1 protein-coding gene is annotated in these 13,690 nt (G+C 66.3%); it reads left to right on the top strand.

What is annotated here, in order from left to right; translation table 11 throughout:
- Window positions 1-13,527 (top strand): non-ribosomal peptide synthetase (locus tag A3K89_RS14585; RefSeq protein WP_157105350.1); only part of this gene is annotated, 13,527 nt, incomplete at its 5' end.
- Window positions 13,528-13,690: the final 163 nt, after the last annotated feature.

Raw genomic sequence — 13,690 nt, 5'->3', positions numbered from 1 at the left:
GTGGGTGAGTTGTATCTGGCGGGTGTGCAGTTGGCGCGCGGGTATTACGGTCGTCCGGATTTGTCGGCGGATCGGTTCGTGGCGGATCCGTTCGATGTGGGTGGTCGGTTGTATCGGACCGGGGACCTGGTGCGCTGGACTGCGTCGGGTGAGCTCGAGTACATCGGTCGTAGTGATTTCCAGGTGAAGTTGCGTGGTCTGCGTATCGAGTTGGGGGAGATCGAGTCGGCGCTGCTGACCGATGATGCTGTTGCGCAGGCCGTCGTCCAGGTCCGACAGGATCAGCTGGTCGCCTACGTCGTGCCGACGTCGGGCGTCACCGTCGACGTGTCCTCGTTGCTGCAGTCGGTCGGTGCACTGGTGCCCGAATACATGGTGCCGGCGTTCGTGCTCGTGCTCGACGAGTTGCCGCTCGGACCGTCGGGCAAGCTCGACCGAAAAGCATTGCCGGACCCGGTCTTCGAGAGCACTGCAGAATTTCGCGACGCCGAGACGGATGTCGAGCGTGTACTGAGCGATGTGTTCGCCGAGGTTCTCGGACTCGACCGCGTGGGCATCGATGATTCGTTCTTTGCGCTCGGTGGCGACAGCATCGTCTCGATCCAGCTCGTCGCACGCGCCCGCGCCAGGGGAGTGGTCATCGCTCCTCGGGATGTGTTCGAGCAGAAGACCGTTGCCGGTTTGGCTTCGGTCGCGACGTCGGACGACGTCGTCGGCAAGGCCGTTCTGGAGGAGCTCGACGGCGGTGGCGTCGGCTCGATGCCGTTGATGCCGTTCGCGCAGTTGATGATCGAGCGGGCCGGGAGTGGAGCCCGCAGGAACGACCCAGAATTAGGCGGTGCCCACGACCGGTTCGTGCAGACGGTCACGCTGGAGCTTCCCGCAGCGATCGACCGTCAGGGCATCGCTCGCACGGTCGCGGCCGTCATCGACAAGCACGATGGCCTGCGCGCGACGCTCGTCGAGAATTCCGAGGGGTGGAGTCTCGAGATTTCCGCACCCGGAACCGTCCCGGCCGACGGACTGATCGACCGCGTCGAGGTCGACCCGGACATCGACGAGGCAGCTGTGCTGTCCATCGCGTCCGATGCGGTGAACGAGTCGATGAGCCACCTCGATCCGCGTTCGGGCCGCATGCTGCGGTTCGTATGGATCGACTTCGGCCCGAGGCGATCCGGTCGACTCGTCGTCGTCGCACATCACCTCGTCGTCGACGGTGTGTCGTGGCGAATCCTCGTGCCGGACTTCGTCGCTGCGTGGGCGCAGGTGTCGCTCGGTAACGATCCGGTGCTTCCCGAGGTCGGTACGTCCGAGCGCCGCTGGGCGCACGCCTTGCACGAGGAAGCGCACAGCGCCGATCGTATTGCGGAACTTCCTGTGTGGAAGGCGATTTCGAGTACCGATGATCCGGTACTCGGCGACCGGCCGTTCGATCCCGCGATCGATGTGTCGTCCACCGTCGAGCGCGTCTCGGCGGTCGTTCCCGCAGACGTGACGAAGGCGTTGTTGACGGCGGTTCCCGACGCGTTCCGCGGCGGCGTGAACGACGGCCTGCTCACTGCCCTCGCGGTGGCGGTCAACCGGTGGCGCGCGGCACGTGGCGTCGACGCGCCGTCCACGCTCGTCCAGCTCGAAGGCCACGGCCGCGAGGAAGAGCTGGTGCCCGGAGCCGATCTGTCTCGAACGGTCGGCTGGTTCACGAGCGTATACCCGGTTCGGCTCGACCTGTCCGGTGTCGACACCGCCGAGGCGCTGGCCGTCGGTGGCGAGATGGCTCGTGCGGTCAAGGCCGTCAAGGAACAGCTGCTCGCCATTCCCGACAAGGGCATGGGATACGGGCTGCTGCGTTACATGAACCGGGAGACCGGGGCGGAATTGACGGCACTGTCGGACGGGCAGATCAGCTTCAACTACCTGGGCCGTATCTCGACGGGTGAGCTGCCCGAGGGACTCGACGGCTGGGTTCCCGCATCGGATTTCGACGACCTCGTGGTCGTCGGCGACGCGGACATGCCTGCCAACAAGACGGTCGACATCAACGCCATCGTGCGCGGTGTCGGCGACGAATCCGAGCTCGCCGCGACGTTCGCGTTCCCGACGGGCGCGATCGGCCGAGGCGACGTCCAGGAACTGGCCGACCTGTGGGTCGCGGCTCTCGTCGCGCTCGCCGCGCACGTCACCGACGGTTCCGCCGGTGGTCTGACGCCGTCCGACGTCCCGCTCGCGCAGGTCACCCAGCGCGACATCGACGTCGTCGAAACGCAGTACCCGTCGACGACCGACATCTGGTCGCTGTCGCCGCTGCAGTCGGGCCTGCTGTTCCACGCGAAGCTCGCCGGATCCGACCTCGACGTCTACACCATGCAGATGGTGCTCACCCTGACCGGCGACGTGGACGCGCAGCGCCTCCGCGGTGCCGCACAGGCATTGCTGGACCGCTACGACAACCTGAGGACCGCGTTCGTGACGACCGCGGACGGTTCGTCAGTTCAGGTCGTCGTCCAGGATGTGACGGTGCCGTGGACCGAGCACGACCTCTCGGACGTCCCCGAGGCCGAGCGCACCGCGGCGTACGAGCGTTTGCGGGCCGAGGAGCAGGCGACGCAATTCGACACGGCCGCAGCACCTCTCGTGCGATTCACGCTGGTGAAGCTGTCGGACGGTGAATTCAGGCTGCTGTTCGCCAACCACCACATCCTGATCGACGGCTGGTCCATGCCGCTGTTGATGAAGGATCTGCTCGTCCTGTATGCGGTCCACGGAGATGCAGGGACGCTGCCACGCGTCCCGTCGTACCGCACGTTCCTGTCGTGGATCGATCGTCGGAACCACGTGGAGTCGGCGGCGGTGTGGGCGCGTGCGCTCGAGGACGCGCCGGAGCCGACTCTGTTGGCGCCGTCGGCAGCGGGCCGGGAGATCTCGTCCCGTGCAGGCGCCGTCGAACTCGCGATGTCGGCGGAACTGTCCGCGTCGCTGTCCGCACTGGGTGCGCGTCTCGGCGTCACCGTCAACACGCTCGTCCAGGCGGCATGGGGAATGCTGCTGTCGGCGTCGACCGGGCGCGACGACGTCGTCTTCGGTGCGACGGTGTCCGGTCGGCCCGCATCGCTCCCCGGAGTCGAATCGATGGTCGGCCTGTTCATCAACACGCTGCCCGTCCGCGTCCGGATCGACTCGTCCGAATCGCTCGAGTCCGCACTGACGCGTCTGCAGAGCGAGCAGGCGGATCTGCTGGATCATCACTACCTCGGCCTGACGGACATCCAGCGTGCCGCAGGCGTCGGCACATTGTTCGACACGCTGACGGTGTTCGAGTCGTACCCGGTCGACGAAGCCGGTCTCGCCGCGCAGGCGTCGGACATCGACGGCATGGCGGTCACGGGCGTCGAATCCAACGACAGCACGCACTACCCGCTGACACTGCTGATCGTCTCCGACGACCGAATCCGATTGACGCTCAAGTACTTCGAAGACTTGTTCGAGCGCGACCAGGTGACGGCCATGCTGGCACGGGTACAGCGGATTCTCGAGGCGATCGCCGCTGATTCGACGCGACGCGTCGGCGACGTCGATCTGTTGGATGCGGCTGAACGCGCACTCGTGCTGGACACCTGGAACGACACCGAGCACGCCGTCGACGACGCGCTGCTTCTCGATGCGTTCCACGCGCAGGTCGAGCGCACACCCGACGCCGTGGCGCTCACGTTCGAGGGCGAGTCGCTGAGCTACCGCGAGTTCTCCGACCGTGTGGGTCGTCTGGCGCGGTACCTCGTCGGTGAAGGTGTCGGACCCGAGACGACGGTGGCGATCGGCATTCGTCGCTCGTTCGACCTGCTCGTGGCGATCTACGCGGTCGTCGAGGCAGGCGGCGCCTACGTTCCGGTCGATCCGGAACAGCCGACCGAACGCATCGAGTACATCGTCGACACTGCGGCAGCGGCACTGGTCCTCACCACCGGCCGGGATGGCCTCGACGTCGGCGCGGGCGTCCGCATCCGGCACCTGGATCAGCTGGATCTGGACGGATACGAGGGCGGCCGGCTGACGGAGTCCGAGCGTCCTGCGACGACGGACGGCAGCGCCTACGTGCTGTTCACGTCCGGATCGACGGGTCGGCCCAAGGGCGTGACGATCGGCCACCGGGCCATCGTCAACCGCCTGGAATGGATGCAGGCCGAGTACGCACTGACCGACTCCGACGTCGTCGTCCAGAAGACGCCGGTCACGTTCGACGTGTCGGTGTGGGAGTTGTTCTGGCCGTTGCAGGTCGGTGCCCGCATGGTCATCGCACGTCCGGACGGACACCGTGATCCGGCGTACCTCGCACAGTTGATCGTGTCGGAGTCCGTCACGGTTGCGCACTTCGTGCCGTCGATGCTGGCCGTGTTCACCGCCGAACCGTCGGCGCGCACGGCGACGAGCTTGCGGTGGGTGTTCGCGTCCGGTGAGGCGCTTCCGTCGGCGACGGCAGCGAGCCTCACCCAGGCGGTGCCGTCGGCGCGCATGATCAACCTGTACGGACCGACCGAGGCAGCGGTCGACGTGACCTATCACGAGTTCACCTCTGCCGACGTCAGCGGTGTTCCCATCGGTAAGCCCGTCTACAACACCCGGGTCTACGTGCTGGACAACGCTTTGCGGCCGACACCTGTCGGTGCCGAGGGCGAGCTCTACCTCGGCGGCGTTCAGCTCGCACGTGGCTACGCGTCGCGTCCGGATCTGACCGCAGATCGTTTCGTGGCCAATCCGTTCGGCGAAGGGCGTCTGTACCGCACCGGTGATGTCGTGAGGTGGAACGGTGACGGCGAACTCGTCTATGTCGGACGCTCCGACTTCCAGGTGAAGCTGCGCGGTCAGCGCATCGAACTCGGTGAGATCGAGTCGGCGCTGGTGGCTGCCGATTCCGTCGCACACGCTGTGGTCGCGGTGCGCGACGATCGTCTCGTCGCGTGGATCGTGTTCGCGTCCGGACTCGACAGCGACTCCGGTGCAGTCGAATCCGTTCTCGCCGACGCCTCGGAGCGGCTGCCGTCGTACATGGTGCCGTCCGCGGTCGTCGTGTTGGACGATCTGCCGCTGACCTCGTCGGGCAAGCTCGATCGCAAGGCTCTGCCGGAGCCCGAGGTCGCGGCCGCCGAATACCGCGCCCCCGGAACGCCGATCGAGCAGGCCGTCGCGGACGTGTTCGCCGACGTGCTCGGCGCCGAGCGAGTCGGTCTCGACGACGACTTCTTCTCGCTCGGCGGCAACTCGCTCATCGCGACTCAGGTCGTCGCGCGCCTGAGTGCGGCGCTCGACGCCCAGGTTCCCGTCCGCGCGCTGTTCGACGCGACGACGGTCGGCGCGCTGGCGCGCCGGATCGAGGATCACGTGGGTGCCGGAGCACGGGCGGCGCTCGTCGCCGGCCCACGGCCGGAACGTATTCCGCTGTCGCTGGCGCAGCAGCGCATGTGGTTCCTCAACCGGTTCGACACCGAGTCCTCGGTGAACAACATCCCGGTGGCGATTCGGCTGACCGGGTCGTTGGACCGGGACGCGCTGCGGCAGGCCATCTCGGATGTCGTCGCTCGCCACGAGACGATGCGGACGATCTATCCCGAGTTCGACGGAGTCGGCCACCAGGTCGTGCTGCCGGCATCCGAGGTCGAGGTGGACCTCACTCCGGTGACGGTGTCGGAGCACGACGTTCTTTCCACCGTCGTCGACATCGTGTCGGGTGGGTTCGACGTCACGCGTGAGGTGCCGGTGCGGGTGCGGCTGCTCTCGTTGCAGGAGGACGACCACGTGCTCGTGTTCGTGGTGCATCACATCGCGTCCGACGGTTTCTCGATGCGGCCGTTGACGACGGACGTGATGGTCGCGTACGCCTCTCGCGCGGCGGGTGATGTTCCGGCATGGGCGCCGTTGCCGGTGCAGTACGCGGATTACGCGGTGTGGCAGCGCGAGGTGCTCGGCACCGAGGACGACGCGTCGTCGATCGCGTCGCAGCAGGTCGCGTACTGGACTCGTCAGCTGTCGGGTCTGGCCGATCAAATCGAGTTGCCGTTCGACTACGCGCGGCCGACCGTCGCGACTAACCGTGGCCGGACGACGTCGTTCACTGTGTCGCCTGAGTTGCATCATGCATTGGATGTGGTTGCGCGCGAGAATAACTCGACGTTGTTCATGGTCGTGCACACCGCGCTCGCGGTGTTGATGTCGCGGCTGTCGGCGTCCGAGGACGTGGCGATCGGTACGCCTGTTGCGGGGCGCGGCGAAGCCGAACTGGACGATCTGATCGGCATGTTCGTCAACACGCTCGTGCTGCGCACGCAGGTCGAGCCGTCGACGAGTTTCCGTGACGTGCTGGCGCATGCTCGCGAGACGGATCTGTCGGCGTTCGCCAACGCGGACGTGCCGTTCGAGCGGCTCGTCGAGGTGCTCGATCCGGAGCGTTCGCAGTCCAGGCATCCGTTGGTGCAGGTGGTGCTGGCGTTCCAGAACCTCGGCCGTACCGCGTTGGAACTGCCGAACCTGTCGGTCGAAGCGCTCGAATTCGACGCGGGAATTGCCAAGTTCGATCTGCAGTTCACGTTCGAGGAGGCGACGGACTCTGCCGGCGCGTTGGGCGGCATGACCTGCTACATCAGCTACGCGACCGACCTGTTCGAGGAGTCGACCGTCGACCGTTTCGGTCGTCAGTTCTTGGCGGTGTTGAGCGGTGTGGTTGCGGATGCGTCGGTTGCGGTGGGTGATGTCGACATTGTCGACGCCGACACGCGTGATCGTGTTCTGACGCAGTGGAGTTCGTCGGGTCCGGACGTGTCGGTCGGTGCGGATACGTTGATCGATCGTTTCGACGCGGTCGTGGCGTCGCATCCGGAATCGGTGGCGGTGCGTTTCGACGGGGTGTCGCTGACCTACGCGGAACTCGACGCTCGCGTGAACCGCCTCGCGCGCCGCCTGATCGCGGCGGGCGCACGTCCGGATTCGTTGGTGGCGGTGGCTCTTCCGCGTTCGGCTGATTTGGTCGTTGCGTTGTTGGCGGTGGTGAAGTCCGGTGCGGGTTATCTGCCGGTCGATCCGACGTATCCGGCCGAGCGCATCGAGTTCATGATGTCGGATGCGGCGCCGGTGGCTGTGGTGACGACGCCGGAGGTGTCGGCTGCGGAGTCGATGGCGGGTGTGCGCGGGGCGGACATTCCGGTCGTGGATGTGACGCAGGACGATCCGGATGCCTGGTCCTCGAAGCCGGTCACCGATGCCGAGCGCCGTGCGCCGTTGTCTGCGGACAATTTGGCGTACGTGATCTACACGTCGGGTTCGACGGGTCGGCCGAAGGGCGTGTTGATTCCACACAGCACTGTGGTGCGGTTGATGGACAACACGGACGGCTCGTTCGGCTTCGACGAGACCGACGTGTGGACGATGTTCCATTCGTATGCGTTCGACTTCTCGGTGTGGGAGCTGTGGGGACCGCTGCTGTACGGCGGGACGTTGGTGATGGTGGATTACTTCACCTCGCGGTCGCCCGAGGCGTTCCGTGAGCTGCTGGTCGCCGAGGGTGTGACGGTGCTGAACCAGACGCCGTCGGCGTTCTACCAGTTGGCCGAGCTCGATCGGGCCGGTGCGGCGAACGCGGGCGAGTTGTCGCTGCGGTACGTGGTGTTCGGTGGTGAGGCGCTCGAGCCTCGTCGTCTCGAGGGCTGGTTCGCGCGTCACGGTGACGGCAGCGAGTCCGGGCCCCTTCTCGTCAACATGTACGGCATCACGGAGACGACGGTGCACGTGTCGTTCCGTGCGCTCTCGGCTGCGTCGGCGGGTTCGGCGTCGGTGATCGGTGCGCCGATCTCGGGTCTGGGTGTCTACGTCCTCGACACCCGTCTGCAGCCGGTTCCGGTCGGTGTTGCGGGTGAGCTGTACGTGTCGGGTGGGCAGTTGGCGCGTGGGTATCTCGGGCGTGCGGATCTGTCGTCGGTTCGTTTCGTGGCGAACCCGTTCGGTGAGGGCCGGCTGTATCGGACCGGTGACGTCGCGCGTTGGGTCGAGAAGGCTGACTCGTCTGCAGAACTGGTCTACCTCGGTCGTGCTGATGATCAGGTGAAGGTGCGTGGTTTCCGGATCGAGCTCGGTGAGGTCGAGGCGGCGGTGTCGGCGCAGCCGGGTGTGACCGCGGCTGCGGTGATCGTGCGCGAGGACACCCCGGGTGCGACGCGTCTGGTCGCCTACCTCGTCGGCACGGCCGACGTCGAGGCAGTGCGGTCGGGTGTGGCGACGTTGGTGCCGGAGTACATGGTGCCGTCGGCGTTCGTGGTGCTCGGGGAGATTCCGTTGACGGTCAACGGCAAGCTCGATCGTCGTGCGCTTCCGGTGCCGACGACCGCGGCGGTGGAGTTCCGTGCACCGTCGACGCCGTTGGAAGAGATCGTTGCGGGTGTGTTCGCGGACGTGCTCGGTGTGGGCCGGGTCGGTGTCGACGACGATTTCTTCGCGCTCGGCGGTAACTCGTTGATCGCGACGCAGGTCGTGTCGCGGCTCGGGGCAGCGCTCGACACGCAGGTTCCGGTTCGGCTTCTGTTCGAGGCATCTTCGGTCGGTGACCTGGCCGGACGGGTCGAGTCGTCGGTCGGTGCCGGCGGTCGTCAGGAACTGGTGGCGCGCGAGCGTCCGCAGCATGTGCCTCTGTCCCTCGCGCAGCGCCGCATGTGGTTCCTCAACCGATTCGACAGTGCGTCGACCGCGTACAACATTCCGATGGCTCTGCGTCTGTCGGGCGAGCTCGACGAGGATGCGTTCGCCGAGGCGATCGGCGACCTCGTCGCACGCCACGAAACGCTGCGCACGGTCTACCCGAACACCGATTCCGGTCCGGCACAGAAGGTTCTGACGCCGGAGCAGGCAGGCATCGCGCTGACCGTCGAGTCGGTCGACGCGGCAGCGGTCACCGAGAAGGTGCTCGCGCTCGCGGCGACGCAGTTCGACGTGACCAGCGAAGTGCCGGTGCGCATCACGCTGTTCCGCATCGACGGCGACGTACCGGAGTACGTCCTCGCGATGGTCGTGCACCACATCTCGGCCGACGGCTCGTCGGCAGTGCCGGTCATGTCCGATCTGATGACGGCGTACGGCGCCCGCACTCACGGGCAGTCCCCGGATTGGGCACCCCTGCCGGTGCAGTACGCGGACTACGCGCTGTGGCAACGGGACGTGCTCGGTGACGAGGACGATCCGACATCGGTCGGTGCACGCCAGCTCGAGTACTGGAAGAGCGAACTCGCCGATCTGCCCGACCAGCTGACGCTTCCGATCGACAAGCCGCGGCCTGCAGATCAGAGCTTCCGGGGCGATCGCGTCGAATTCGCGGTGCCGGCGACAACCCATGCGGCACTGCAGGATCTGGCACGCGAGAACAACGCGACGGTGTTCATGGCCGTCCACGCGGCGTTCTCGGTGCTGCTGTCGCGCCTGTCCGGCATGACGGACATCGCTGTCGGAACGCCGATCGCAGGCCGCGGTGAGGCCGTGCTCGACAACCTCGTCGGCATGTTCGTCAACACGTTGGTCTTCCGACTCGACGTGACAGGCGAGCGCAGCTTCGTGGACCTGCTCGCGACGGCTCGCGAGACGGATCTGCAGGCGTTCGCCAACGCGGACGTGCCGTTCGAGCGTCTCGTCGAGGTGCTCAACCCGGCACGGTCGACGGCGCGTCATCCGCTGTTCCAGGTGGGCTTCTCGTTCCAGAACGTGGCACGAAGCAGCCTGGAGCTCGGCGACCTGACGGTCTCGGCAGTCGACGCGGATTCCGGCAACTCGCAGTTCGATCTGCATCTCATCCTCGCCGATCATTACGACGACGACGGTGCGCCCGCAGGTTTCGAGGCGATCATGACGTACGCGACGGATCTGTTCGAACGCGGAACGGTCGAAACGATCGTCGAGCGTTTCGTGCGCGTGTTGGAGTCCGTGACGCAGGCGCCGTCGACGGCCGTCGGCGACATCACGATCCTCGACGACGACGAACGTGACGCGTTGGTGTCCGGCTGGAACGACACCGGTCACGACACGGATTCGAGCGCAACACTCGTCGACCTGTTCGACGCGCAGGTGCGTCGCGATCCGGCGGCAACGGCGTTGGTGTACGAGGGCGAGTCGCTGTCGTACGGAGATTTCGATGCCCGTGTCAACCGTGTCGCACGCGCACTCGTCGAACGTGGCGTCGGACCGGAGTCGTTGGTCGGCTTGGCCATTCGACGGTCGGTGGACCTGCTCGTCGGCATGTACGCCATCGTGAAGGCAGGTGGCGCGTATGTGCCGATCGATCCGGATCAGCCCGCCGAGCGGGTCAAGTACATCCTCGACGTCGCCGATCCGGTCTGCGTGATCACCGCAGGCGAGGACATCGGCTCGGGTTCGGTCGCGCTCTCGGAGCTCGAGAACGCCTGCTCCGACGCGTCGCCGATCGCACCGGAGGAACGGCTTCTGCCGCTGCGTCCGGATAACACCGCATACGTGATCTTCACGTCCGGTTCGACGGGCAAGCCCAAGGGTGTTGCTGTGACGCACGGCGCCATCGTCAACCAGCTGCTGTGGAAGCACGCCGAGTTCGGTATGGATGCAACGGATTCGGTGCTGCTGAAGACGGTTGCGACCTTCGACCTGTCGGTGTGGGAGTTCTGGTCCGCGCTGACGTCGGGCGGAAGCATCGTCGTCGCCACGGCAGACGGACACCGCGATCCGGACTACCTGCTCGCGTTGATGCGCGATCACGCAGTCACGACCCTGCATGCCGTGCCGTCGATGTTGTCGATGTTGACGACCGTCGCCGGTGGCACGTTGCCGACTACGTTGCGACGCGTCCTCGCGATCGGTGAGGCGCTCCCGCCCGCAACCGCTCGTGCATTCCGCCGGCACAACTCGGCAGAACTGTTCAACCTGTACGGACCGACCGAGGCGGCGGTGTCGATCACGTCGCACCTCGTCACCGATGCGGACGTGACGTCCGTTCCGATCGGCCGGCCCGAATGGAACAGCGAGGTGCTGGTCCTCGACAGTCGCCTGCAGCCGGTTCCGGTCGGCGTCAGCGGCGAGCTGTACCTGGCCGGTGCGCAGTTGGCGCGCGGATACCACGGCCGGGCAGACCTGACGTCGGATCGGTTCGTCGCGAACCCGTTCTCGAGTGGCCAGGAGCGTAGCCTGCGGAGTGACCAGACCGACGGCACGCGTATGTACCGCACGGGTGACGTCGTGAAGTGGACTGCCGCAGGCGAACTCGACTATGTCGAGCGCGTGGACTTCCAGGTCAAGGTGCGCGGTTACCGTATCGAGCTCGGTGAGATCGAGACGGCGCTGCGCGATCAGGACGCCGTCCGCGAGGCGGCGGTGACCGTGCACAACGACGGCCGTACAGGTGATCAGCTCGTGGCGTACGTCGTGCCTGCTGCCGGCGAGTTCGATGTCGCGTCGTCTCGTGCGGCACTGACGTCGAGCCTGCCGTCGTACATGGTGCCGTCGGCCTACGTCGTGCTGGATGCGTTGCCGCTGAACACGAACGGAAAGCTCGATCGCAAGGCGCTGCCGAAGCCGGAGGTCGTCGCTCGAGAATTCCGAGCACCGACCAACCCGGTCGAGGAAGTGGTGGTCCGGACGCTGGCCGATGTGCTCGGACTGGATCGGATCGGACTGGACGACGACTTCTTCGAGCTCGGCGGCAACTCGCTGATCGCGACGCAGGTCGTGTCCCGGCTCGGTGCCGCACTGGACACGCAGATCCCGGTGCGGGCGCTGTTCGAGGCGTCGACCGTCGAGGCATTGGCCGCGCGGATCCAGCCCCTCGTCGGCGGTGGCGCTCGTGTGCCACTCGTCGCGCGGGAACGGCCTGCGGCGATTCCTCTGTCGCTCGCGCAGCAGCGCATGTGGACGCTGAACCAGGTCGATCCCGAGTCGGCGGCGTACAACATCCCTGCGGCCGTTCGATTCTCGGGCGCGCTCGACACCGACGCGTTCGCGGCTGCGATGGCCGACGTCGTCGAGCGTCACGAGGTACTGCGCACGACGTACCCCGACAGCGAGACCGGCCCGATCCAGGTCATCGGCCCCGTTGCCGACGCGCTCCCGGATCTGACACCGATTTCGGTGTCCGAGTCGGAGGTCTACGAACGGGTCGGTGCCGTACTGGGCGCCGGGTTCGACGTGACGACCGAGGTCCCGGTGCGAGCGGCTCTGTTCTCGCTCGGCGAGAGCGAGTACGTGTTCGCACTCGTCGCGCATCACATCACGGCCGACGGATTCTCGATGCGTCCGTTGATCCGCGACGTCATGCTCGCCTACACCTCGCGAGCGGCAGGGGATGCTCCGCAGTGGGCGCCGTTGCCGGTGCAGTACGCGGACTTCACGTTGTGGCAGCGCGAAGTTCTCGGAAGCGAGGACGATCCGGACAGCGCCATCTCCACTCAGTTGGCGTACTGGAACCGCGAACTCGCGGGTCTACCGGAACTGCTGCCGCTGCCGACCGATCATCCGCGTCCGCCGCGTCAGTCCACGATCGGTGCCGCGTACGAGTTCTCGTTCGGTCCGGAAATCGCACACCGCCTCGAGAAGACGGCGCGCGAGCACAATGCGACGGTCTTCATGGTCGTGCACAGTGCGCTCTCCGTGCTGCTCGCTCGACTCAGCGGCACCGACGACATTGCCATCGGTACACCGACGGCGGGTCGTGGTGAAGAGGCGCTCGACGACCTCGTCGGCATGTTCGTCAACACGTTGGTGCTGCGCACCCACGTCGACGGTGGAATTTCGTTCGCGGACTTGCTGTTTCGGACGAAGGACACCGATCTCGCGGCCTTCGGTCACGCGGACGTACCGTTCGAGCGACTCGTGGAGTCCATGGGACGCACGGCCGGTGGCCGGTCGGGCTCGAGTGCGTTCTCGCCACTGTTCCAGGTGATGCTGACGTTCCAGAACGCGGTGAGCGGAACGTTCGCGCTGCCGGGACTCGAGGTGTCGACGCTCGCGGCGGACGAGGATCAGGCGAAGTTCGATCTGCAGCTCACGGCGATCGAGCAGTTCGACGACTCGGGTGCCCTCACGGATGTGAAGGCGCTGTTCAACTACGCCACGGCGCTGTTCACGCGCTCGACGGTCGAGAAGTTCGCGGACAGGTTCTTGCGGATTCTCGACGCGGTCACGCAGGATCCGTCGGTGACACTGCGATCGATCGACATCCTGTCGGAAGCCGAGCGTGCGGCGTTCGCGCCGAAGCGGGCGGCCAAGACGGTCGACGATCTGCCGGGGCTGGTGTCGGAGGCGGCCGCTGCCTCGCCGGCGTCCGTCGCACTGACCCACGACGGAACCGAGGTCACGTTCGAGGAACTGAACACCAAGATCGGTGCGGTATCGAAGGCGATGGGCGCCACGCTCAAGCCGGAGGCACTGATCACGGTCGCACTGTCGCAGTTGGTTCCCGGAATCCTGCCCGCACTCGGTGCCGAAGGGTATGCGTCGCTGATCGCGTCGATGATCGAGACCGCGTCGTCGGTGGCCGAGAGCTGAGGCGGCCGGTACGGGGAGTTTGCCGACTGATCATTCGGATGCCGACCTGATCAGGTGGATATCGGAACAATCCGTCGGCGAACTGGGCGGTGGTCCGTTCGTCAGTAGGCTTCGTACGGCTGCGATAATCGAGGTTTCGCTAGTGGTGATTGGGAGGACGAGG

The organism is Rhodococcoides kyotonense (assembly GCF_001645385.1).
In the GTDB taxonomy this organism is placed as follows: domain Bacteria; phylum Actinomycetota; class Actinomycetes; order Mycobacteriales; family Mycobacteriaceae; genus Rhodococcoides; species Rhodococcoides kyotonensis_B.
Note: the sequence above shows the minus strand (reverse complement) of the source record. Positions and strands in the feature narration are given on the sequence as shown.